A 21884-nucleotide genomic window follows, 5' to 3' on the forward strand; every position below is an offset into this window, starting at 1 on the left:
ATTCTCTCAGGTGTGGGAACCGATCCCGGACTGCCGGTGTATCAAGAGTGTGAGGACGCGGGAGGGGGGCCTGGTCGACGCCGACGAGGCCGTGGTGATCGCACGGGTGCGCGCCGGAGAGCCGGAGGCGTACGCGGAGCTGGTCCGCGCGCACACGCCGGTCGCGCTGAGAGCCGCGGTGGCGTGGGGTGCGGGCGCGGACGCCGAGGACGTGGTGCAGCAGGCCTTCTTCAAGGCGTACCGCTCGCTCGGGCGCTTCAAGGAGGGCTCGGCGTTCCGGCCGTGGCTGCTGCGGATCGTCGCCAATGAGACCAGGAACACAGTGCGGTCGGCGGGCCGGCAGCGGGCCGTCGCCGATCGGGAGGCGGACCTGCTCGGGGGCGAGCCGCGGATACCGGAGTCGGCCGATCCGGCGGTCGCGGCGGTGCGGCGGGAGCGGAGCAGACGACTGCTCGACGCGCTCGACGGTCTGGGCGAGGACCACCGGCAGGTGGTGATCCACCGGTATCTCCTCGAACTGGACGAGACGGAGACGGCGCAGGCGCTCGGCTGGCCGAAGGGGACGGTGAAGTCCCGGCTGAGCCGGGCGCTGAAGAAGCTGGGCCTGGTGCTGGAGGAAGGTCTGAGGGACGGACCGGAGGGAGGTGAGGAGCGTGGCTGACGAGGGTCTGCCGGACGAGCTGAGAGAGCTGGGACGGCGGCTGCGGGTGCCGGACGTGGACGGGGAGTCGATGGCCGAGCGGGTGCTCGCGCAGCTCCTCGCCGAGCGGGTGCCGACTCCCGAGCCCGTGCCCGTGCCGGTCCGGCGGCGGTGGTGGGCGGCCGTGCGGGGGTGGGCGCGGGAGCGGTGGCGGGCCCTGGTGGCCGGGCTGACCGGGGTGCTGATCGTGCTGGTGCTCACACCGCCGGTGCGGGCGGCGGTGGCGGACTGGTTCGGCTTCGGCGGGGTGACCGTGCGGTACGACCCGGACGGGCGCCGCCCGCCGGCCGGGGGCGCGGTGCCGGGGTGCCCGGAGCCGGTGCCGCCGGCGGAGGCGGGGCGGCTGGCGGGCTTCGAGCCGCTGATACCGAAGGCGCTGGGCGCGCCGGACGCGGTCGCGGTGACGGGGTCGGCCGAGCGGGGCCGGGCGGTGATCAGTCTGTGCTGGCGCGACGGGGCGCGGACGGTCCGGCTCGACGAGTTCCCGGCCCGTCTGGACCTCGGCTTCGCCAAGCAGGTCAGGGTCCATCCGGAGTGGGTCGATCTCCCGGACGGGGCGCAGGGCTACTGGTTCGCCGCCCCGCACCTGCTGACCTTTCCGATGACGGACGGGACGGGCTCGGCCTGGACGCATGAGGTCCGCACGGCGGGCCCCACCCTTCTCTGGACGAGGAGCGGGGGCGCGCTCACCTTCCGGCTGGAAGGCATACCGGACCGTGAGGAGGCCCGGCGGGCGGCGGAGTCGGTGGGCGGCTGACCGGTGGGGGCCGCTGACCGGCGGGGCGGGCCCGGGTGGCCGGCCCTGGAGGGGCCACCACCCGGGCGCCGCCACGAGGGTCAGACCGGGAGGCCCGGGGCCGGGAAGGCGGCCAGGAGGTCGGCGACCTCCGCGCGGACGGCGGCGAGGGCCTGCTCGTCGCCCTTGCCGGCGGCGGCGACACCGCGGTCGATCCAGTCGGCGACGAGCGTCATGTGCTCCGGGGCGAGGCCCCGGGAGGTGAGGGAGGGGGTGCCGATGCGAATGCCGGAGGGGTCGAAGGGCTTCCGGGTGTCGTAGGGAACGGTGTTGTAGTTGACGACGATGCCCGCCCGGTCGAGGGCCTTCGCGGCGATCTTGCCCGGGACCTGCTTGGGGGTGAGGTCCATCAGGATCAGATGGTTGTCGGTGCCGCCGGAGACCAGGTCGAAGCCGCGGGCGAGGAGTGCCTCGGCGAGGGCCTTGGCGTTGGCGACGACGGCGTGGGCGTAGTCGCGGAAGGAGGGCTGGGAGGCCTCGCGGAGGGCGACGGCGATCGCGGCGGTGGTCTGGTTGTGCGGGCCGCCCTGGAGGCCGGGGAAGACGGCCTTGTCGAGCGCCTTGGCGTGCTCCTCGCGGGACATCAGCATGGCGCCTCGCGGGCCGCGCAGGGTCTTGTGGGTGGTCGTGGAGATCACGTCCACGTGCGGGACCGGGGACGGGTGGGCGCCGCCCGCGACGAGGCCGGCGATGTGGGCGATGTCGGCGACGAGTACGGCGCCGGCCTCGCGGGCGATCTCGCCGAAGGCGGCGAAGTCGATCGTGCGGGGCAGCGCGGTGCCGCCGCAGAAGATCACCTTGGGCCGTTCCTTGAGGGCCAGCTCGCGGACCTCGTCGAAGTCGATGAGGCCGGTGTCGTGGCGGACGCCGTACTGGACGCCGCGGAACCACTTGCCGGTGGCGGAGACGCCCCAGCCGTGGGTGAGGTGGCCGCCCATCGGCAGGGCCATGCCCATGACGGTGTCGCCGGGCTCGGCGAAGGCGAGGTAGACGGCGAGGTTGGCCGGGGAGCCGGAGTAGGGCTGGACGTTGGCGTGCTCGACGCCGAAGACGGCCTTCGCGCGCTCGACGGCGAGGGTCTCGACCTGGTCGATGTTCTGCTGGCCCTCGTAGTAGCGGCGGCCGGGGTAGCCCTCGCTGTACTTGTTCTGGAGGACGGTGCCGGAGGCCTCAAGCACGGCGGCGGAGACGTAGTTCTCGCTGGGGATGAGGCGCAGGGTCTCCGCCTGGAGACGTTCCTCGGCGCCGACGAGAGCGGCGAGCTCGGGGTCGGCGGCGGTGAGCGCGGGGTGGGTGTACGGGTGCTGCGGGGCGGTCATGGTGGTGTCCTCCGGGCGTCGGCGGGCCCCGGGGCACTGCGTGGGAGGCGCGGCGCCACGCGGGACTTCGGTCCCGTGACGCCCAGGCGGGCGGCGTCTCGTGTGGTCTGCCGCGCACGGCTCCCCCGGGGTCGTTTCCCCGTTCGCCAGTCGCCGTGCGTGTTTTCAGAGTAGCGGGCGCGCCGCGCGCGAGGTTTCCCCGTCCGGTATCCGAGCGACGATAGAAACAGGGGCCACACCCCCTCGTCGGGGTCATCCCCCGAGCCGCAGGACGAACGGAGATCCCGTGTCGAGCACACAAGACGCGATCGCTTCGGCGGAGGCGCACAGCGCACACAACTACCACCCCCTGCCGGTCGTCGTCGCCTCGGCGGACGGCGCCTGGCTGACCGATGTCGAGGGGCGCCGCTATCTCGACATGCTCGCCGGATACTCGGCGCTCAACTTCGGGCACTGCAACCGGCGTCTGGTCGACGCGGCGAAGGCCCAGCTGGAGCGGGTGACGCTGACCTCGCGCGCCTTCCACCATGACCGGTTCGCCGAGTTCTGCACCCGGCTCGCCGAGCTGTGCGGCAAGGAGGCCGTGCTGCCGATGAACACCGGTGCGGAGGCCGTGGAGACGGCCGTGAAGACCGCCCGGAAGTGGGGGTACGAGGTGAAGGGCGTGCCGGACGGGCACGCGAAGATCGTGGTCGCGGCGAACAACTTCCACGGCCGGACGACGACGATCGTCAGCTTCTCCACGGACCACGAGGCCCGGGACCACTACGGCCCGTACACGCCGGGGTTCGAGATCGTGCCGTACGGGGATCTGACGGCGATGGAGGCGGCGGTCACCGAGAACACGGTGGCCGTGCTGCTCGAACCGATCCAGGGCGAGGCGGGGGTTCTGGTCCCGCCGGCCGGCTATCTGGCGGGGGTGCGGGAGCTGACCCTCCGGCGGAACGTGCTGTTCATGGCGGACGAGATCCAGTCGGGTCTGGGCCGGACGGGCAGGACGTTCGCGTGCGAGCACGAGGGTGTGGTGCCCGATGTGTACATCCTCGGGAAGGCGCTGGGCGGTGGCGTGGTGCCGGTGTCGGCGGTGGTCGCCGACCGGGATGTGCTCGGGGTGTTCCGGCCGGGTGAGCACGGTTCGACGTTCGGCGGGAACCCGCTGGCCTGTGCGGTGGCCCTCGAGGTGATCGCGATGCTGCGGACGGGCGAGTACCAGGAGCGGGCGGCGGAGCTGGGCGAGCACCTCCACGCGGAGCTGGGGCTGCTCGTGGGCGGCGGGGCGGTGGAGGCGGTGCGCGGGCGCGGTCTGTGGGCCGGGGTGGACATCGCGCCGTCGCACGGCACGGGCCGGGAGATCTCGGAGCGGCTGATGGGGCGGGGTGTGCTGGTGAAGGACACCCACGGCTCGACGATCCGGATCGCGCCGCCGCTGGTCATCTCGAAGGAGGATCTGGACTGGGGGCTGGAGCAGCTGCGGGGCGTCCTGTCGGAGGACTGACGCAATCCGCTCGGGAGGGCGGCGGACGCGGGGTCGGACCGGAGCAACTCGGGCCATTGACACGGCAGTTGGTCTAGGCCAATGATGCGGCCATGCCGAGACTCCGTCTGCGTCACGCCGTGCGTGCCGCGCTCGCCGCCCTCGTCCCCCTCGCGCTCCTCGGCGCGGTCACGGGACCCGCGCACGCCGCCCCGAAGGCGGCCTGGCCCGAGCCCGTCCCGGTGGTCTCGCACATCGAGACCACCGACCCCGTCGTCTTCATCACCATCGACGACGGCTGGTTCCACGACCCCGCCGCGGCGAAGCTGCTGCTCGACCGCCGGGTGCCCGCCTCGCTCTTCCTGCTGCCCGGCGCCTACTCGTACGACTCCGGCTACTTCCACACCCTGCTGAACCGGGGCAGTTCCCGCGTCGAGAACCACACGGTCAACCACCCGGACCTGACCACCCTCGACGCCGCCGGCCAGAAGGCGGAGGTCTGCGGGGCGCGCGACCAGCACCTCGCCCGGTTCGGCGACGGCCCGCGGCTGCTCCGGCCGCCGTACGGCGTCTACGACGCGACCACCCTGACCACGGCCCGCGCCTGCGGGGCGAAGGCGCTGGTGACCTGGACGTACGACCTCACGACCTGGGGCCAGTGGACCCCGCCGACGCCGACGCTCAAGGCCGGCGACATCATCCTGCTGCACTTCAACGAGACCCTGGAGCAGGACCTGCGGCGGGCCCTGGACGCGGCCGAGGCCGCCGGACTGAGGCCCGCGCCGCTCAGGGAGTACGTCCCCGAGTAGACGCAACGGCCACCGGAGGGCCCCGAGGACCTTCCGGACACCCCTCAGAGGATCACGTGCGGGAGGAAGCGGGCGTACTCGTCGGTGACGAGCCCCGCCGACTCCCGTATCCCGAGCCCCGCCGCCTCGTCCTCGACGACCCACGCGCCGAGCACCACCCGGTTGCCGTCGAAGTCGGGCAGCGGGGCCAGCTCCTGGTAGCAGCAGGGCTCCCCGTCCCGTACGAACGGCTCCGTGCCGGCCTCGTGCAGGGTGACACCGGCGCCCTCGCGGCCGAGCAGCGGCTTGGCGACCCAGCCGTTGGTCGTGGCGAGTTCGCGCGGCCCGTCGAGGTAGGCGGGCAGCAGGTTGGGGTGGCCCGGGTACAGCTCCCACAGGATCGCCAGGAGCGCCTTGTTGGAGAGCAGCATCTTCCAGGCGGGCTCGATCCAGCAGGTCGTGCCCGTGCCGCCGCCGTTGTCGAGGGTGCTCAGGACGTGCCCGCCGAAGCGGTCGGTGGTCAGCCACTCCCACGGGTAGAGCTTGAAGCAGCTGCGGATGAAGCGGAGCCGGTCGTCGACGAAGCGGCGGGAGAGCCGGTCCCAGCCGATCCGCTCGACGGAGAGCGCCTCGGTCTCGAGCCCGGCCTGCTGGGCGGTCTCGCGCAGATACGCGACCGTCATCAGATCCTCACCGAGCTCGTCGCCGTCCGAGTGCGCGAAGTGGAGGGGGCCGGGAGGCAGCAGGTGGGCCTGCTTCTTCCAGGCGTCGACGAGACGTTCGTGGAGCGAGTTCCACTGGTCGGCGCCGGGGAACCGTTCCTCCATCCAGAACCACTGCGGGCTCGCGGCCTCCACCAGCGAGGTCGGGGTGTCGGCGTTGTACTCCAGCATCTTGGCCGGGCCCGTACCGTCGTAGCGCAGATCGAACCGCCCGTAGAGGGAGGGGAGTTCCGCACGGCGCCGCCAGGACTCGGCGACCAGGGACACCAGCTTCGGATCGGTGAGACCGAGCTCGGCGAACCGGTCCCGCTCGACGATGTGAGCGGCCGCCGCCAGGCACATCGCGTGCAGCTCCTCGACGACCTCCTCCAGGGCCTCGACCTCGGGCAGGGTGAAGGAGTAGTAGGCGCTCTCGTCCCAGTACGGGCGCAGCGAACCGTCCGGGTAGCGGGTCAGCGGGTAGACGAGCCCCTGCTCCTCCACCGTCTCCTGCCAGCCGGGCCGGGGCTCGATCGTGTGCCGTCGCATGTGCCGGGCCTCTCTCAGCCGCCGCCGGAACCGGAGCAGCCGAAGCCGCCGGTGTCGACGGCCTTCTTGTCGAAGCTGCCGCCGCTCACCTGCTTGTCGCGCACGGAACCGCCGTAGTAGTACGAGCCACGGGTGCTCGTGCCGCCGTTGTCGTCGTCACCGCCGCCACCGCTCTCGCACTCGTAGCGGGGCAGTTCCTCCCGGGTCAGCGGGTCGACACACCGCTTGTCCGGCTCGGAGCCGCACGCGGTGATCGTCGCCGCGAGCACGCCCATCCCGCCGAGCACCACCGTGCTCGACCTCAGCCTGCGCATGTCCGTCGCCTCCCCTTCGCGGTCGCGACCTTCCGCGGTCACACCGGCCGCCGTTCCCGCTTGTCGCGTTCACGTCTGTCGCGACCGCACAGTGTAGGCCGGTGATTTCCAGCCGCAACGCCTAGAGTCTTTTCGTGCTACTAGGGATGATTTGCGCGCTCGCCTCGTCCGTCTGCTTCGGCGCCGCCTCGGTTCTCCAGGCGATGGGCGCCCGCGCCGCGACACCGGGGACCGGAGGTGGCGTCGACGTCACCCTGATGTGGCGGGCGCTGCGCCAGTGGCGGTATCTCGTCGGACTCGGCCTGGACGGAACGGGGTTCGTCCTCCAGATCATCGCCCTGCGGACCCTGCCCATCTACGCGGTGGGCGCCGCGCTCGCCGCGAGCCTGGCGGTCACGGCGGTCATCTCCTCCCGGGTCCTGCGGGTGCGGCTGCGCCGGATCGAGTGGACGGCCGTGGCCGTGGTCTGCCTGGGGCTCGGGATGCTCGCCCTCGCCTCCGGGAAGGAGGGCCACCGGGACGGCTCGGAGTGGATGCGCTGGGCGCTGCTCGGGATCTCCTTCGGGGTGCTGCTGCTCGGCGTCGTGGGCGGCCGGCTGCCGGAGAAGCCCCGCGCACTGGTCCTCGGCCTCGGGGCGGGCTTCGGCTTCGGGGTGGTGGAGATCGCGGTCCGCCTGATCGACGGCATCGATTTCGCCGACCCGGTCTGGTACGCGCTGCTGGTGGGCGGCGGCTCCGCCTTCCTCCTGCTGACCTCGGCGCTCCAGCGCGGCTCGGTGACCACGGCGACGGCGGGCGCGGTGCTCGGCGAGACGGTCGGCCCGGCGATCGTCGGGGTGGTCTGGCTCGGCGACCGCACACGCGAGGGCCTGGGCTGGCTGGCGATCCTGGGCTTCGCCGTCGCGGTGGCGGGCTCCCTGGTCCTTGCCCGCTTCGGCGAGCCGCCGGAGGTCGACCCGGCCGGGAAGCCCGTGGCCGCGGGCACCGCCTAGGGGTGCCCGGAAAGTACTGTCTGGAACCCCGGGCTCACGACACCCCCTGGGGCAGCACCCGGCACAGGCTCCGGAGGGCGCCCTGCCAGCCGCTGTCCGGGGGTGTCGCATAGCCGACGACGAGACCGTCCAGGGTCGCCGGCACGGTGGGGCGGCGGAACTGGTTGACGCCCTGGACCGCGAGGCCGTTCCAGGCGGCGGCCCGCAGGACGTCCTGCTCCGTGCCGGGCGGCAGGGTCAGGACCGCGTGGAGCCCGGCCGCGATCCCGCCGATCCTCGTCTCCGGCGAGTGCGCGGACACCGCCGCCACCAGCTGGTCACGGCGCCGCCGGTAGCGCAGCCGCATCGCCCGGACGTGCCGGTCGTACGCCCCCGAGCCGAGGAACTCCGCGAACGCCAGCTGGTCCGGCGCGCCGGGGACCAGGTTCGCGCCGCTCTTCGCCGCCACCACCTCGCCCACCAGGCTCTCCGGCAACACCATCCAGGCGAGCCGCAGGCCGGGGGCGAGGGACTTGCTCGCGGTGCCGAGGTAGACGACCCGCTCGGGGTCGAGGCCCTGGAGCGCGCCCACCGGCTGTCTGTCGTACCGGAACTCGCCGTCGTAGTCGTCCTCCAGGACGAGGCCGCCCGAGGCGCGCGCCCAGTCGACGACCGCGGCCCGCCGGTCCGGGGGCAGCGCGCCGCCCAGCGGGAACTGGTGGGCCGCCGTCATCAGGACGGCCCCGACCGGTCCGGGCCCGGCTCCCGACCCGTCCGACAACTCCTCGACACGGGTGCCGCGTTCGTCGAAGGGCAGGACCGGGGTGCCGAGTCCCGTACGGGTGAGGAGGTCGGCGTGGAGATCGAGGCCGTACGACTCGATCGCCACGTCCGTCACCCCGCGGCTCCGCAGCACCTGACCCATCAGCGTCAGGCCGTGCGCGAAGCCCGCGCAGACGACGATCCGCTCGGGCCGGGCGTGGACGCCCCGGGCGCGGGCGAGGTACTCGGCGAGGACGGTGCGCAGTTCGATCCGGCCGCGCGGATCTCCGTACCCGAAGGCCTCGTTCGGGGCGGCGGTGAGGGCCCGCCGGTACGCCTTGAGCCACTCCGCGCGCGGGAAGGACGCCAGGTCGGGGGTGCCGGACTTCAGGTTGTGCGCGGGCGTGGTGGACCGGGGCAGGGCGAGCGCGGGCGAGGAGGCCGGGGACGGGCGCGCCGGAGGGCGGGGCTCGGCGCGACGGGCGACCCGGGTGCCGGAGCCCTGCCGGGCCGTCAGCCAGCCCTCGGCGACGAGTTCGGCATAGGCGTCGGCGACGGTGTTACGGGCCATCCCGAGGTCGGCGGCGAGCGACCGGGAGGACGGCAGCCGGGTGCCCGCCTCCAGACGCCCGCTGCGCACCGCCTCCCGCAGGGCGTCCATGAGGCCCGCCCGCAGCCGCGGACCCCGGAGTTCCAGATGGAGATCGGCCCCGAAAGTGGCCCACTCGTTCGCCATGCCAATGGACCATACTCCTGTGCCACCTCGCTCGTACGGTGAAGACATGACCACGCACACGAACGTCGCCGAGCCCACCGCGGCCACCCCCGCGGCAGCCGAGTACGCCCACGAGCACGCCCCTCGCCTCCCCTTCCCCGAGCGCGTCCCCGAGTTCTACCGGGCGATGCTGCGCCTGGAGACGGCGGCCGCGAAGGACATCGACCCGACCCTGTACCACCTGATCAAGATCCGGGCCTCGCAGATCAACCACTGCGCGTTCTGCGTCGACATGCACAGCAAGGACGCGCTGGCGGAGGGCGAGACCGTCGAGCGGATCGTGCAGCTCTCCGCCTGGGCGGAGTCCCGGCACTTCTACACCGAGCGGGAGCTCGCCGCGCTCGCGCTCACCGAGTCCGTCACCATCCTCACCGACGGCTTCGTTCCCGACGCGGTGTACTCCCGCGCCGCCGCGCACTTCGACGAGACCGAGCTCGCCCGGGTGATCGGCGCGATCGTCGTCATCAACGCGTGGAACCGGATCGCCGTCACCACCCGGATGACGCCCGGCCACTACACCCCGCGCTCCGCGTGAGCGGCGACGGGGGCCGGGGCGCGGGCGGGACGGCCGGGAGTCGGTTCCGCGCCCTCCACCTGGGCCGGGCCGCCGGGGATCCGCTGGTACTGCCCGGCCCGTGGGACGCGGTGAGCGCCCGGGCCTTCGAGGCGGCCGGATTCCCGGCGCTCGCCACACCGAGCGCCGGGATCGCCGCCTCCCTCGGGTACGAGGACGGGGCGACGCCGGCGTCGGAGATGTTCGCCGCGGTGGGGCGCATCACCCGCGCGGTCTCCGTGCCCGTCACGGCGGACCTGGAGGGCGGCTACGGGCTTCCCGCGGCCGAACTGGTGGAGCGTGTGCGGGAGTCGGGTGCCGTCGGGGTGAACCTGGAGGACAGCGACGGGGCCGGCGGGCTCAAGGACCCCCGGGAACAGGCCGATTGGCTCGCGGAGGTACGGGCCGCGGCGGGGCCCGGCCTCTTCGTCAACGCCCGCGTGGACGTGTACATCCGGCGGGCGCCCGATCCGGTCGGGGCGGCGATCGCCCGCGCCCGGCTCTACGCGGAGGCGGGCGCGGACTGCGTCTACCCGATCGCGGCCCCGTCCGCCGATCTCCCGGCCCTGCGCGACGCCCTCGGCGCCCTCCCGATCAACACCCTGGCCGGCCCGGGCGGGCCGTCCTTCGCCGCGCTCGGTCGCCTCGGCGCGACCCGGATCACCTTCGGCGACGGGCTGCTCCGGCGCGCGAGGGACGACCTGTCGGCGTTCGCGACGAAGCTCCGGCTCCGGGGCGGCGGGGTGCTCTGAGCGGCCCTCCGGGCCGAAGGGCCGGGTCCGCCACCACGACGGAACGCCCCGGGGGCGGGACCGAAGTCCCGCCCCGAGCTGCCCCGTACGCACGAGCCGCTCAGCACGCCCCGGGCCCCTCAGCGGGCGCCGAGCCCCTCAGCGGGCGTCGAGCCCCTCAGTACGCCCCGGGCCGGAAGAACTTCAGCGCCACGCTCAGGGATTCCCGCTGCTTGGGCCAGTCGCTCTCCGGACCGGCGACCAGGATCGCGAAGTGGTTGCCGTCCGCGGCCGTGAAGGCCCGGTCGACGACCTTGCGGCGGCTGCCGTCGTCCCGGGTGTACGCGTACACCAGCTCGGCGGAGTCGGCCGGGGCGTCCGGTTCGCCGGTGACCCGTTCGAGGCTGATCTCCTGGTACCCGGGCTTGGTGGCCCGGCCGTCCTCGGAGGCCCCGCGCAGGGCCTCGTACGGCGTCAGACCGGCCTCGGTGACGACGAAGATCTGGAGCAGGCTCCGGCGGTCGGGCGCGTTGTAGAAGACGCCCTGGTCGGTCTCCGTGCGGTCCCAGCCGTCGGGGACGGCGATCGTGAAGCCCTTGAGGTCCTTCACGACCCCGTAGCCGGCCGGGGGCGCGCCGTCCGTGGGGGTGGCCGTGCCGGAAGGCGTGGCGGAGTCCGACGGCGTACCGGACAAGGGGTCCGACGGCGAGCCGGACGTCGGGGCGGTGGTCTCGGCCCCCGGCTCGTCGGGGGCCGAGACGGAGGCCGGGGGGCCGCCCGCCGCCGGGCTCCCCCCGTCGTCGCGGCCCCACAGCAGCCAGCCCCCCACGGAGCCCGCCGCGAGGACGGCCACCGCGACGCCCGCCGCGACGGCGCCACGCGCGCGTGGCCGGGCCTCGGGAGCGGGGCCGCCGGGCGTGGAGTACTGCCAGCCGCCCGTCTCCGGCAGGTACGCGGGCGCGTACCCGGGGTCGTACTCCGGCACCGGTCCCGGCGTGTACTGCGGCGGGGGCGGGGGCGGCAGCGGTACGACCGGGCCGCCCCCTGCCCCACCCTTCACCAATGAGGGCCCGGGACCGGACGCCGGGGCGGTCGGCGGCTCCTGGGCGGCGGGGCCGCGCACCGCGCCCTCCCCGGCGGGCCCGGGCACCCCGCCCACGACGGGGCCGCCCCCGGCTCCCCCCACGGGTCCGGGCGTCGCCGGGCCGGTCTCCCAGCTCTGTGTCTCGTCGTTCCAGCGGGCCGCGCCCCCGCCGCCCCCGTCGCCGCTCATCTCACCCTCCGAGCAGCGTGCCGACGGCCTGCCCGACGGCCACGCCCGAGGCGAGGATCCCGGTCACCGCTCCGGCGTCCGTGAGAGCGCGGCGCAGCCGGGTGAGCCGTCCCGTGTCGGCCCGGCCCGTGCCCTCGATCTCGTCCTCGGCGTCGGCGAGTTCGGCGTCCAGGGCGGCCGTCTGCTCGGTGGGGACGACCCCGCCGAGGTCGGCGCGGAGCCGGCGGACGGCCAGAAGCAGTTCCTCCTGCCGCGGATCGCGGGCGGGCGCGGTCCCGGTCACCGTGCTGGTGACGGTGTTGTGGTCGCCGATGGTGACGTTGCCGCCGGTGTTGGTGACGTTGATGCCGCCACGGGCGCGGTCGCCGGCGCCGTTGTCGGTGGTGTGCCCGGTCTCAGCCACGATTGCCTCCGGTCGTCGCGGTGGTGAAGGTCTTGCTGGTGACGGTGTTGTGGTTGCCGAGGGTGACGTTGCCCTTGGTGTTCTCGATGAACGTGCCGCCCTCGGCGACGTGGACGATCTTCTGCTCGAACTCGGCGGTCTCGTAACCCGCTTCGCGGAGCGCGACCGTCACACCGTTCGCGACCCGGTCCTGCACGCTCTTCAGGTAGCGGCTGACGTCCATCTCCTGGAAGAGGGAGGCCTCGTCGTCGGATCCGAGCTCGCGGACCGAGACCTCGGGCCCCTCGGGCAGCGCGTTGGCGTGTCCCGCGGTGAGCAGCCGCCAGGCGTGGCCGAGCGAGCGCCCGAGCGTGACCAGGGCCTGCCCGGCGGAGCGCGGGGTCTGGCCGAGGGCCCAGACGGCCTTGCCGAAGGAGTGGTTGTGCCGGTAGCGGTGGGCGATCCGGTCGGCGTAGCGGTAGAGCGGCTTCACCGGCCGGAGGACGTGCGGGGCCACCTCCAGCATCAGCATGCCGCCCTGTGTGTGGACACGGACGAAGACGGTGGTGACGATCTCCTCGCCCCAGCCGCCGACCCGGATGCGCAGGAAGTGCCGGCGGGTCTCGCCGCCCTCCTCGATGGCGCCCGAGCGGTGCGTCTCGAAGCCCTCGGGGCTGTACGGGGCGGCGGTGCGGGCCGGCAGCCCGTCCACCGGGAGGAAGACGACCTCGTCGATCTCCAGCTCGCGCAGCCGGTCGCGGACGGCGGCCTGGAGCTCCGGCGAGCCGTGCGGCGAGGGCACGCGCAGCGCCTCCACGAGCGGGACGACGTGCCGCATGACGGCGCTGTTGTCGAGCGGTTCGGGCGCCCCGTCGGCGAGGTCCTCGCGGGGGCGCAGCTCCACGGAGAGCGACCAGGGTTCGTACGGCTCGCCGGCTCCGCAGAACGGGTCGTCGACCCCGTACATGACGAGTCGCGCGTGCTGTTCGAGGCGGATCCGGTCGCGCAGGCGCCGGGACCGGACACCCTCGGTCCGCTCGGCGGGGTCGGAACCCAGGTCGGGGAAGCGGCCCCTGGACAGCTCCTCGGTGAGCGCGCGGGCGAACTGGCCGCGCTGGGTGGCCACCGCCCAGGCCACCAGGAACGGCACGGCGACGGTGATCCACACCTCCAGCTTGCCGATGCCCCAGATCTCCTGGGCGGCGAGTTCGACCGCGAGGCCGACGAACTGGCCGGCCTCGGCGGTGTCGCCGAGGAACTCGTAGCCGGACTCCTCGTCGCCGAGGGCGAGGACGAGGAGGAGCACGGCGGACTGGAGGAGCATCAGCCGCCCGTACCAGCGGAGCAGGAAGGCCCCGACGACGCGGTAGACGGGCGCTGCGGCGGAGCGTCCCCTGACCCAGCGGGCGAGACCGAGCACCAGGAACGGCACGATCAGCAGGGCGATCAGGCCCTTGGTGAGCGGCAGCGCGACGATCCAGAGGGCGAGGATGCCGGCGGCCCAGGCGAGTTCGACGCGGCGGGCGCGCAGCGCGTGGGCGAGGACGCGGCTCGCGTCGTAGCCGAGCGAGGGGGCGGCGAAGCGCTCCTCGTGGACGTACAGCTGGTCGATGACGGCGTCGCGGAACCCGTCGTCGAGGTAGGTGCCGGCGCAGAGGAGCCGGGTCGCCTCGCTGGAGGCGGGCAGCCGGCGCGGGTCGACGGCCGACGGGCCGCCGGGAGGTGCGCCGGGCGGTGGGTTGTGGGGCGGTGGTGTGTGGGGTGGTTCACCCGGCTGCTGAGGTAAGAACGACTGCGCCAAAACTCCCCCGAAGGTGTGTAACTGTCCACGTTTACGACTCACTTGTCCGTGAACCGGTGGGACAGCATAGGGGAGGTGGGGGTTCCGTGTCGGCAGGGAGAGCCGGGGCATGACGGCGCCCCCGGGCCGTACGGTCGGTCGTACGGCCCGGGGGCGCCGGGTCTTGTGGAGCGGGGCGTCACGCCCGGCACGGAGCCGGTGCGCGGTGCCGGGGCATCACGCCGGGGCGTGGAGCCGGAGTTCGGTCTCAGATGAGGCCGAGCTCGCGCACCGCGTCGCGCTCCTCGGCGAGCTCCGCCACGGACGCGTCGATGCGGGTGCGGGAGAACTCGTTGATGTCCAGGCCCTGGACGATCTCGTACTTGCCGTCCTTGGTGGTGACGGGGAAGGAGGAGATGAGGCCCTCCGGGACGCCGTACGAGCCGTCCGACGGGATGCCCATGGAGGTCCAGTCGCCGGCGGCGGTGCCGTTGACCCACGTGTGGACGTGGTCGATGGCGGCGTTCGCGGCGGAGGCGGCGGAGGACGCGCCACGGGCCTCGATGATCGCGGCGCCGCGCTTGGCGACGGTCGGGATGAAGGTGTCGGCCAGCCACGCCTCGTCGTTGACGACCTCGGCGGCGTTCTTGCCGGCGATCTCCGCGTGGAAGATGTCCGGGTACTGGGTCGCCGAGTGGTTGCCCCAGATGGTGAGGCGCTTGATGTCCTCGACCGAGGCGCCGGTCTTGGCGGCGAGCTGCGAGAGCGCGCGGTTGTGGTCCAGGCGGGTCATCGCGGTGAAGCGCTCGGCCGGCACGTCCGGGGCGGCGGCCTGGGCGATCAGGGCGTTGGTGTTGGCCGGGTTGCCGACGACGAGGACCTTGATGTCGTCCGCGGCGTGGTCGTTGATGGCCTTGCCCTGCGGCTTGAAGATGCCGCCGTTGGCGGCGAGCAGGTCACCGCGCTCCATGCCCTTGGTACGCGGGCGGGCGCCGACGAGCAGCGCGACGTTGGCACCCTCGAAGCCCTGGTTCGGGTCGTCGAAGATGTCGATGCCCTTGAGCAGCGGGAACGCGCAGTCGTCGAGCTCCATGGCGGTGCCCTCGGCGGCCTTCACGCCCTGCGGGATCTCGAGGAGGCGCAGCTTGACCGGCACGTCCGCGCCGAGCAGGTGGCCGGAGGCGATGCGGAAGAGCAGCGCGTAGCCGATCTGGCCGGCCGCGCCGGTCACGGTGACATTCACGGGAGTGCGGGTCATGGCGATCTCCGTAAGACAGCTGGCGGTGGGGGTCCCTGCCCCTGGTGCGGGATAGCTCTCTTGATCGATCGGTGTCTCGACATGAAGAGATATCCAGCGGTCAGGCTATCCGACCCGGGCCCCGGTGAATCCCCACCCCCTTGTGGTCCGGCTCACTGCCGCCCTTCCGCGCCCCCTCCCGGAGGCCCGACGGCGCCTGCGCTCCCACGGGTTCACGTCCGCGTGTCGACCCGTGCACACGCGCGTGCCCACGGGCTTTCGTCCGCGCGGCCACCGGCTCCGACCTGCGCGACCACCGGCCCCCGCCGACGTGCCCGCGGGTTCTCGTCCGGGCGGCTACCGGTCCTCCGTGCAGCCTTCGTTCCCGTCCGCGAGCAGCCCGCAGGCCTTCGCGGCGGCGCCGGAGTCGACGGCGACCATCGGCGTGTACGCGTCGGTCTCCACCGTCGCCGTGTCGGTCCCCGGGGCGACGGTGGCGCGCCGCACGGTCTCCCCGGCCTCGACGGTGACGGTGTCCCGGGGCGCGGCCCCGGTGATCCTGGCCCAGGCGGCCGCGCAGGTCTCGCTGTAGCGGACCTCGACCCGGGCGCCGCCCACGCGGGCGACGGCGACGGTGGTGGCGAGGGGGCCGCCGCACCCCATGGCCTCCGGGTCCTGGCCGGTGCAGTCGGGTCCCGAGCAGTTCACTCCCGGGGGAAGGGAGGCGCGCTTCGTGGCGGGTGGGGCGGTGGTGGCGGGCGGGGCGGCCACGGGGTCGTCCTCGCCGTCGGAACCCCCGAGGTCGACGAGGAGCAGGGCGGCCGTGACGACGAGCAGGGCGCCGACGATCCCGGCGGCGTAGAGGAGCACACCGCGGCGGCGGGAGTCGGGGGTACGGGTGGGGGGCCCGGCAGTACGGGGGGAGTCGGGCGCCGGGGTACGGGGCGGGGGCGGGGCGGCGTCGGGGACCGGTGTCCCTGCCGGGCGGGGCCGGTCGAGGCGCCGGATCTCCATGGTGCGGTCGTCGCCGGGGCCACGGGGATCGGGGCCGTCGCCGGGTGCACGGCCGTCGGTGGTTCCGGGTGCACGGCCGTCGCCGGTGACCCCGGGACCCTCGTCGCCGTCGCCGTGACCGTCGCCGTCGCCGTCCTCGGGCCGGACGAGGGTGGCGGCGCGGGCGCGCTCCCAGTCGGTCGCGAGGCCCGCCGGGTCGGTTCCGGTCACCTCGGCGAGTGCCACGACGGCGGCCCGGGGGGCGGGCAGACGGGCGTTCAGATACGCGTCCCACGCCGACCGTTCGTGTCCGGTGCGTTCGGCCACGGCCGTCACGCCGAGGCCGCTGCGGTCGATCAGCCGACGGAGCCGCTCGGTGAACGCGCGGACGTCCGGGTCGAGTTCGTCCGGCAGCGACTTCCAGCCAGGCATGTGCGGCCCCCTTGTCCCGTGCCCTCCCCTGCTTCCCGAAGGATGGCAGGTCCGGGGGCGATGCGCGCCCCGGATGCGGAGCCGAGGTAGCGGAATGGTCACTTCCGTGCCACAGCGCACCGTCGGGCCTTGAACCAGCCTTGGCACGTACATGACCCTTGATCACAGCGGCGCCCGCCCTCCCACGGGGGAGAGGGCGGGCGCCGCGTCCGTACGATCCGGGCTAGGTGACCGTGAGGTGGAGGACGTCCTCCAGGAACGGGATCCTGAGCCAGGGCCTCGGCTGCACCATGAGCGCGAGCAGCACGATCAGGCCACCCATCACGCCGTACGTGATCATGTCCGTGAAGCGGGACCGCACGGCGAGCATGCCCACCGAGGGCAGCACCCGGCGCATCACGGCCCCCACGAGAAGGGCGACCCCGACCAGGATCGTCCCGATCCGGAAGGCCTGCGGGACGACGTCCGTGCCCACCACGAGCAGACCGAGTCCGGCGAGGCCGAGCACGGTGAGCAGCGGCCACTGACGGGCGGGCGCGGGGGCGTCGCCGGGGGCCGCCCGGCCGCCGCCCTCGGGACGCGCGGTACCGGTCGTGACGGTGGGCGGCCGCCTCCGCGGGCCACCGGGGGAGGCTCCGGCGGAGGGGCCGTCCACGGCACCGGTGGAAGCCTCCGCCGAGTCGCCGACGGAGGCGGACGCGGACCCCGCGTCCGGGGGGGCGGCGGCCGCGGCGGAACCGGAAGCCTTCACATCGCCCGACAGCTCGTCCGCCCCGTCCGGGGTTCCGGAGGTCACGTCAGAGCGCCGCGGCCGCGCGCTCGGCGGCCTCGACGACGTTGACGAGAAGCTGGGCACGGGTCATCGGGCCGACACCGCCGGGGTTCGGGGAGATCCAGCCGGCCACCTCGGCGACACCGGGGTCCACGTCGCCGAGGATCTTGCCCTCGCCGTTGCGCGAGACACCGACGTCCAGGACGGCCGCGCCCGGCTTCACGTCCTCCGGCTTGATCAGGTGCGGCACACCGGCCGCCGCGACGATGATGTCGGCGTTGCGCAGGTGCGCCGAGAGGTCCCGGGTGCCGGTGTGGCACTGGGTCACGGTCGCGTTCTCGGAGCGGCGGGTGAGGATCAGCGGCATCGGGCGGCCGATCGTGACACCGCGGCCGACGACCACGACCTCCGCGCCGTTGATCTCCACACCGTGCGCGCGGAGCAGCGTGATGACACCGTTCGGGGTGCAGGGCAGCGGGGCGGGCTCGTTGAGCACGAGCCGGCCGAGGTTGGTCGGGTGGAGACCGTCGGCGTCCTTGGCCGGGTCCATCAGCTCCAGGATGCGGTTCTCGTCGATGCCCTTCGGCAGCGGGAGCTGGACGATGTACCCGGTGCAGGTCGGGTCCTCGTTGAGCTCGCGTACGACCGCCTCGATCTCCTCCTGCGTGGCGGTCGCCGGAAGGTGACGCTGGATGGACGCGATGCCGACCTGGGCGCAGTCGCGGTGCTTGCCCGCCACGTACTTCTGGCTGGCGGCGTCGTCGCCGACCAGGACGGTACCGAGTCCCGGTGTGATGCCCTGCTCCTTGAGGGCCGCCACACGGACGGTCAGATCGGACTTGATCGCGGCTGCGGTGGCCTTGCCATCGAGAATCTGGGCGCTCATGGAGACATCCTCCCGGATGACCCCCGCCTTGTTCCAATTCGCTCGCGCCGGGCGGCCCGTCACACGGAACGACAGGTTGCACTTGCACAACTGCGCTGCGTATCGACTGGACAAAAAGTCGGCGTTGCGACCACGATGATCGGCGAAGTACCGCGGAAAGTGCCGGGGGGAATCCGCTCACATCCCGTGAAAAGTCCTCCGCGCGGGCCGCGTCGTCCCCGCACAGAGAAATTTCACGGAGGAAACCCGCGATGAGCTTCGGCGACCCGAACAACCCGTACGGCCAGCAGCAGGGTCAGGGCCAGCAGCCCGGCTACGGCTACCCGCAGCAGGCCCCCCAGGGCGTGCCCCCGCAGCAGGGCTACGGCTACCCCGCGGCACCGCCGATCTCTCCGTACGGTGGCGGTGGCTACCCGGGCGTGGCCATGGAGATGCCCGGTGGTGTGAAGGCCGCGCGCGTCATGCTGTGGATCAGCGCCGCGTTCAACGTCATCGGCGGCCTCGCCGTGATCGGCATGTCCTTCGCGATCGACAGCGAGCTGGAGAAGTCCGGCGCCTCGTCCGCCGATGTCGACGCCTTCGCCGACCTGGGTCAGGGCATCCTGATCGGCCTCGGCATCTTCTCGCTGATCTTCGCCGCCTTCGGCATGGTGCTCGCCGCCAAGTTCCGCTCCGGCGGCAACGGCGTCCGGATCGGCACCATCGTCTACTCCTCGATCAGCGTGCTGTTCAGCCTCTTCTCGCTGCCCCTCGGCATCGTGGGCCTCGCCCTGGCCGTCCTGTGCATCGTCTTCGTGGCGAAGTCGGACGGCTCGGCCTGGTTCAACCGCAACAAGCAGCAGTACTGATCCACTCATGGCTGGGGCCCGGTTCCGTACGGAACCGGGCCCCAGCCATGTCCACCCCGCCGGCCCCGCTAGACCCGCTAGACCCGCTTCAGGACCGCGAAGCCGTCGGAGCGGTGGGTGATCTCGTACCGCGCTTCCGGATGCAGTTGCGAAGCCAGCTGTTCCGGATCCGTGACCTGCTGCGACCAGCCGCGCAGGTCGAAGGCGAGGTAGTCCGGGGTGGCGCCCTTCGAGGTGCCCACCCAGTAGACCCGGTGGTCCGCCGTGAGGTGGGCGAGGAGCGAGACGTCCGCCTCCACGCTCACGCCCTCCGGCACCGCTTCCACCGCCGCCCGCGCCTGCTCGGCCCGGACGTCCGTCCGGTACGTCTCCGGCTTCGCCAGCTCCCGCAGCGGCAGATTCCAGGCGAGCACGAGCGCGACCGCCGTCGCGACCGGGACGACGACCCTCCCGTACGAGACGAGCCACGCGCGCGGTGAGGTGCGGACCGAGCGGACGCCGTCCACCAGGGCCAGGAACACCACCGGCATGAGGATGGCGCTGTAGTGCCAGTGCATGCCCCAGTGATTGGGGTCCTGGGAGAGGAAGCGCCAGCCCAGCGTGGGCAGGACCAGCAGGATCAACGGGGAGCGCAGGGCGAGGAAGCCGGTGATCGCGAGCAGGAAGACCACCATCTCCCACCGCTCGCCCGAGGCGAGGGCGTCACCGACGACCTGCGCGAAGGAGGTCTCGGTGCCCTGCCCGGTCTTCTCGATCTTCGACCAGTAGTCGTACTGGCCGACCCGGCTCGCCGCCGGGATCAGGACGAGGACCGTCAGCGCGAAGGCCGCCGCGCCGAAGCCGGCCAGGGCCGCGCCGAGCCGCTTCTGCCCCTTCAGGAAGAGGACCGCGCCGACCATAGAGACGGTCAGCCCCATGTCCTCCTTGACGAGGACGAGCGGGGCGGACCAGGCGACGGCGGCGGTCCAGCGCCCGAGGAGCAGGGCGCGGCAGGTCAGGGCGAGCAGCGGGACGGCGAAGGCGATCTCGTGGAAGTCGGACTTCACCGCCTCCTGGAGCCCCCAGGAGAGCCCGTACGCGAGGGCGAGCCCGATGCCGGCGGCCCGGCTGCCGAGGATCTGCTGGGCGGTGCGGCCGACGACGACGGCACCGGAGGCGAACAGCGCGGCCTGGCCGAAGAGCAGGGCGACCGGCGAGGGCCAGATCCAGTACAGCGGTGCCAGGAGCGCGGTGACCGGGCTGAAGTGGTCGCCGAGTATGTGGAAGCCGGGGCCCTTGATGTCGACGATCGGGGCCCTGAACTCGGCGTACGCCCGGACGGACTGCCCGAAGATCCCGAGGTCCCAGGACGGGGTGCGGAAGTGCGCGTACTGGACCCAGGAGTAGAGGAAGTACAGACCGCAGAGGACGACCGCGAGGATCAGGTACGGGCGGAGCGGGGCCGGCGGAAGGGCTTCCGGCGACTCGGTGGCGGCGGCGCCCGGAGAGCCGGTGACGGCCTCCTCGGCGGACCTGTTCTGTACGTCCAACACCACGCCCCCACTACCAGTGGTCGACAAAAGAGCAACTCATTAGACCAGAGTCCACCCGATCGGCGGATCCCTCACCGACGGGGGCGGTGGGCCTCCCGCGGTCCCCGTGCGGCCCCCGTCGCGGCGCGGGCACGGAGGTGACGTACTGCACTCGTTCGCCGCCCCTTTCCGGCCTGACGGCGCGGACCCCGGGGAAGGGAAGCGTCATGTACAGCATCATCGTGGTGCCCACACCGGCCGCGACCCCCGGAGAACAGGTCCGGCCGGCGCCCGGCGAAAGACTGCACACCCGCCGCCGACCGCCCGCGGTGAGCGGCTTTCCGCTGACCGTGCCGGCCGGCTACCGCGTCGGCGTCTGGACGGTCGAGCGACCGCTGGGGGCGGGGGCGTTCGCGAGCGTGTACGCGGCGCGACGGCGACCTCAAACCCGGCAACGTCCTGCTGATGCAGGACGGCGACGTCCGGCTCGGGGACTTCAGCACGGCGAGCGAACTGGAGGGGACCCACGCCTACGCCCCCGGCTTCGCCACCCCCGACTACAGCCCGCCCGAACTGCTCTGGTCCGAGGTCGGCGTCCGGGGCACCCGGATCCGCCCCAGCTCCGACGTATGGGCCTACGGCGTCCTGGCCCACCTCGTCCTCACCGGCTCCCTTCCGCTCCCCGGCGGCACGCCGACGGCGCGCCGGGACGCGGCCGTGCGGTACGCGCGAGGGGAGGAGGAACTGCGGCTCTCCCCCGGGCTCCCGCCCGCCTGGCGGGAGATCGTCGCGGACTGTCTGAGCCGTACGCACGAGGAGCGGGCCGCCCACGACGCGGCGTCCCTGCTGCGCCGGGTCCGGGAGGCCGCCGCCGGAGGGGCGCCGCGCCGCCGAGGGCGTCCCCCCGGACGACGGGTGTCACCGCTCGTGGCCGCCCTGGCCGCTCTGGCCGCCCTCACGGCGACGGGCCTCGGCCTGAGCACGTTCCTGAACGGGCCGGACGAGCCGCCCGCCTCCGCGGCGGCCGGGTACGAGCGGTGCGCGCCGCGCTTCGTCTGCTTCTTCTCCGGGAGCGGCGGCCGGGGCGAGATGTGCGCATGGGAGCACGACGACGCCGTGTGGTCCGAGGGGGACCGGGCGTGCGGCTGGGCACGGAAGGAGGCCCCGCGTTCGGTGTTCAACAACGGCGGCGCCGACCCGAAGGGCTTCGTCCACGTCGCCTACTTCGCGGCGAACGACTTCGAGGGCGCGCTCGGCTGCGTACCGAAGGGCGCCCGCCGCGACCTCGCCCTCGCCCGGCCGATCGCCTCGCACATCTGGGCGACGGACTGCTGAGG

21 protein-coding genes and 1 riboswitch are annotated in these 21884 nt (G+C 73.4%); of the genes, 9 read left to right on the top strand and 12 right to left on the bottom strand.

Going from position 1 to position 21884, the window contains the following annotated elements; translation table 11 throughout:
* The first annotated feature begins 49 nt into the window (after nt 1–49).
* Both IE311_RS18875 and IE311_RS18880 read left to right on the top strand, forming a co-directional pair.
* Nucleotides 50–661 (top strand): RNA polymerase sigma factor, encoded by a 612-nt coding sequence (locus IE311_RS18875; RefSeq protein ID WP_189832885.1) that lies wholly within the window; start codon nt 50–52, stop codon nt 659–661.
* A complete protein-coding gene (locus IE311_RS18880; RefSeq protein ID WP_189832886.1) occupies nt 654–1457 on the top strand; it encodes a hypothetical protein in 804 nt (267 codons plus the stop codon). Before IE311_RS18875 ends, IE311_RS18880 begins: the two co-directional genes overlap by 8 nt.
* 80 nt (nt 1458–1537) lie before the next feature.
* Here IE311_RS18880 and IE311_RS18885 read toward each other — a convergent pair whose 3' ends face one another.
* Nucleotides 1538–2815: a serine hydroxymethyltransferase gene (locus IE311_RS18885; RefSeq protein ID WP_189832887.1), complete on the bottom strand. Its 1278-nt coding sequence runs from the start codon at nt 2813–2815 to the stop codon at nt 1538–1540.
* A 73-nt stretch (nt 2816–2888) separates the two neighbouring features.
* A riboswitch (ZMP/ZTP riboswitch) is annotated at nt 2889–2979 on the bottom strand.
* Between the two features lie 122 nt (nt 2980–3101).
* Here IE311_RS18885 and rocD point away from each other — a divergent pair.
* Together rocD and IE311_RS18895 are read left to right on the top strand one after the other, a co-directional pair.
* Entirely contained in the window at nt 3102–4310 is a 1209-nt protein-coding gene (gene rocD / locus IE311_RS18890; RefSeq protein WP_189832888.1) for an ornithine--oxo-acid transaminase, read from the top strand.
* 92 nt (nt 4311–4402) lie between these two features.
* Nucleotides 4403–5098: a polysaccharide deacetylase family protein gene (locus tag IE311_RS18895; RefSeq protein WP_189832889.1), complete on the top strand. Its 696-nt coding sequence runs from the start codon at nt 4403–4405 to the stop codon at nt 5096–5098.
* A 44-nt stretch (nt 5099–5142) separates the two neighbouring features.
* Here the strand turns inward: IE311_RS18895 and IE311_RS18900 are convergent, their stop codons facing one another.
* On the bottom strand, nt 5143–6327 hold the full coding sequence (locus IE311_RS18900; protein ID WP_189832890.1) for a glutathionylspermidine synthase family protein: 1185 nt from the start codon (nt 6325–6327) through the stop codon (nt 5143–5145).
* 14 nt (nt 6328–6341) lie between these two features.
* Nucleotides 6342–6641, bottom strand: coding sequence for a hypothetical protein (locus tag IE311_RS18905; protein WP_189832891.1), 300 nt, complete (start codon nt 6639–6641; stop codon nt 6342–6344).
* 146 nt (nt 6642–6787) lie between these two features.
* Here IE311_RS18905 and IE311_RS18910 point away from each other — a divergent pair, with 146 nt between their 5' ends.
* The gene (locus IE311_RS18910) at nt 6788–7633 is read left to right on the top strand and encodes a hypothetical protein (protein WP_189832892.1); all 846 of its coding nucleotides are present in this window, start codon (nt 6788–6790) and stop codon (nt 7631–7633) included.
* 34 nt (nt 7634–7667) lie between these two features.
* Here IE311_RS18910 and pdxR read toward each other — a convergent pair whose 3' ends face one another.
* Nucleotides 7668–9110, bottom strand: coding sequence for a MocR-like pyridoxine biosynthesis transcription factor PdxR (pdxR, locus tag IE311_RS18915; RefSeq protein ID WP_189832893.1), 1443 nt, complete (start codon nt 9108–9110; stop codon nt 7668–7670).
* A gap of 46 nt (nt 9111–9156) precedes the next feature.
* Between pdxR and IE311_RS18920 the strand changes: the two genes are divergently transcribed.
* Both IE311_RS18920 and IE311_RS18925 read left to right on the top strand, forming a co-directional pair.
* Entirely contained in the window at nt 9157–9684 is a 528-nt protein-coding gene (locus IE311_RS18920) for a carboxymuconolactone decarboxylase family protein (protein WP_189832894.1), read from the top strand.
* A complete protein-coding gene (locus tag IE311_RS18925; RefSeq protein WP_189832895.1) occupies nt 9681–10454 on the top strand; it encodes an isocitrate lyase/PEP mutase family protein in 774 nt (257 codons plus the stop codon). The genes IE311_RS18920 and IE311_RS18925 overlap by 4 nt, the downstream gene beginning before the upstream one ends.
* A 157-nt stretch (nt 10455–10611) precedes the next feature.
* Here the strand turns inward: IE311_RS18925 and IE311_RS36740 are convergent, their stop codons facing one another.
* The 7 genes from IE311_RS36740 to IE311_RS18960 all read right to left on the bottom strand — a co-directional run bounded on the left by IE311_RS36740 (nt 10612) and on the right by IE311_RS18960 (nt 18188).
* Nucleotides 10612–11706, bottom strand: coding sequence for a hypothetical protein (locus IE311_RS36740; RefSeq protein ID WP_229902010.1), 1095 nt, complete (start codon nt 11704–11706; stop codon nt 10612–10614).
* Nucleotide 11707: 1 nt separating this feature from the next.
* A complete protein-coding gene (locus IE311_RS18935; protein ID WP_189832896.1) occupies nt 11708–12109 on the bottom strand; it encodes a hypothetical protein in 402 nt (133 codons plus the stop codon).
* Nucleotides 12102–13889, bottom strand: coding sequence for a hypothetical protein (locus IE311_RS18940; RefSeq protein ID WP_229902011.1), 1788 nt, complete (start codon nt 13887–13889; stop codon nt 12102–12104). The genes IE311_RS18935 and IE311_RS18940 overlap by 8 nt, the downstream gene beginning before the upstream one ends.
* 247 nt (nt 13890–14136) lie before the next feature.
* Entirely contained in the window at nt 14137–15126 is a 990-nt protein-coding gene (locus tag IE311_RS18945) for a malate dehydrogenase (protein ID WP_189832898.1), read from the bottom strand.
* A gap of 336 nt (nt 15127–15462) precedes the next feature.
* The gene (locus tag IE311_RS18950; RefSeq protein WP_189832899.1) at nt 15463–16530 is read right to left on the bottom strand and encodes a helix-turn-helix domain-containing protein; all 1068 of its coding nucleotides are present in this window, start codon (nt 16528–16530) and stop codon (nt 15463–15465) included.
* 223 nt (nt 16531–16753) lie between these two features.
* On the bottom strand, nt 16754–17326 hold the full coding sequence (locus tag IE311_RS18955) for a DUF3017 domain-containing protein (RefSeq protein ID WP_189832900.1): 573 nt from the start codon (nt 17324–17326) through the stop codon (nt 16754–16756).
* 1 nt (nt 17327) lies between these two features.
* The gene (locus tag IE311_RS18960; RefSeq protein ID WP_189832901.1) at nt 17328–18188 is read right to left on the bottom strand and encodes a bifunctional methylenetetrahydrofolate dehydrogenase/methenyltetrahydrofolate cyclohydrolase; all 861 of its coding nucleotides are present in this window, start codon (nt 18186–18188) and stop codon (nt 17328–17330) included.
* Between the two features lie 251 nt (nt 18189–18439).
* Between IE311_RS18960 and IE311_RS18965 the strand changes: the two genes are divergently transcribed.
* A complete protein-coding gene (locus IE311_RS18965; RefSeq protein WP_189832902.1) occupies nt 18440–19036 on the top strand; it encodes a hypothetical protein in 597 nt (198 codons plus the stop codon).
* Nucleotides 19037–19113: 77 nt separating this feature from the next.
* Here IE311_RS18965 and IE311_RS18970 read toward each other — a convergent pair whose 3' ends face one another.
* Nucleotides 19114–20568 carry a DUF2079 domain-containing protein gene (locus IE311_RS18970; RefSeq protein ID WP_189832943.1) on the bottom strand — a complete coding sequence of 485 codons (1455 nt, stop codon included), beginning with the start codon at nt 20566–20568 and terminating at the stop codon, nt 19114–19116.
* 444 nt (nt 20569–21012) lie between these two features.
* On the opposite strand from IE311_RS18970, the gene IE311_RS18975 reads away from it, so the two are divergent.
* Nucleotides 21013–21882: a protein kinase domain-containing protein gene (locus IE311_RS18975; RefSeq protein ID WP_189832903.1), complete on the top strand. Its 870-nt coding sequence runs from the start codon at nt 21013–21015 to the stop codon at nt 21880–21882.
* Nucleotides 21883–21884: the final 2 nt, after the last annotated feature.

The organism is Streptomyces zaomyceticus (assembly GCF_014656215.1).
Taxonomy (GTDB): domain Bacteria; phylum Actinomycetota; class Actinomycetes; order Streptomycetales; family Streptomycetaceae; genus Streptomyces; species Streptomyces zaomyceticus.

Excerpts from the sequence above, each read along its gene's own strand:
- IE311_RS18885 (WP_189832887.1), bottom strand. The coding sequence starts at position 2,815 with ATGACCGCCCCGCAGCACCCGTACACCCACCCCGCGCTCACCGCCGCC.
- IE311_RS18895 (WP_189832889.1), top strand. The coding sequence starts at position 4,403 with ATGCCGAGACTCCGTCTGCGTCACGCCGTGCGTGCCGCGCTCGCCGCC.
- IE311_RS18900 (WP_189832890.1), bottom strand. The coding sequence starts at position 6,327 with ATGCGACGGCACACGATCGAGCCCCGGCCCGGCTGGCAGGAGACGGTG.
- IE311_RS18905 (WP_189832891.1), bottom strand. The coding sequence starts at position 6,641 with ATGCGCAGGCTGAGGTCGAGCACGGTGGTGCTCGGCGGGATGGGCGTG.
- IE311_RS18910 (WP_189832892.1), top strand. The coding sequence starts at position 6,788 with ATGATTTGCGCGCTCGCCTCGTCCGTCTGCTTCGGCGCCGCCTCGGTT.
- pdxR (WP_189832893.1), bottom strand. The coding sequence starts at position 9,110 with ATGGCGAACGAGTGGGCCACTTTCGGGGCCGATCTCCATCTGGAACTC.
- IE311_RS18920 (WP_189832894.1), top strand. The coding sequence starts at position 9,157 with ATGACCACGCACACGAACGTCGCCGAGCCCACCGCGGCCACCCCCGCG.
- IE311_RS36740 (WP_229902010.1), bottom strand. The coding sequence starts at position 11,706 with ATGAGCGGCGACGGGGGCGGCGGGGGCGCGGCCCGCTGGAACGACGAG.
- IE311_RS18945 (WP_189832898.1), bottom strand. The coding sequence starts at position 15,126 with ATGACCCGCACTCCCGTGAATGTCACCGTGACCGGCGCGGCCGGCCAG.
- IE311_RS18950 (WP_189832899.1), bottom strand. The coding sequence starts at position 16,530 with ATGCCTGGCTGGAAGTCGCTGCCGGACGAACTCGACCCGGACGTCCGC.
- IE311_RS18960 (WP_189832901.1), bottom strand. The coding sequence starts at position 18,188 with ATGAGCGCCCAGATTCTCGATGGCAAGGCCACCGCAGCCGCGATCAAG.
- IE311_RS18965 (WP_189832902.1), top strand. The coding sequence starts at position 18,440 with ATGAGCTTCGGCGACCCGAACAACCCGTACGGCCAGCAGCAGGGTCAG.
- IE311_RS18975 (WP_189832903.1), top strand. The coding sequence starts at position 21,013 with ATGCAGGACGGCGACGTCCGGCTCGGGGACTTCAGCACGGCGAGCGAA.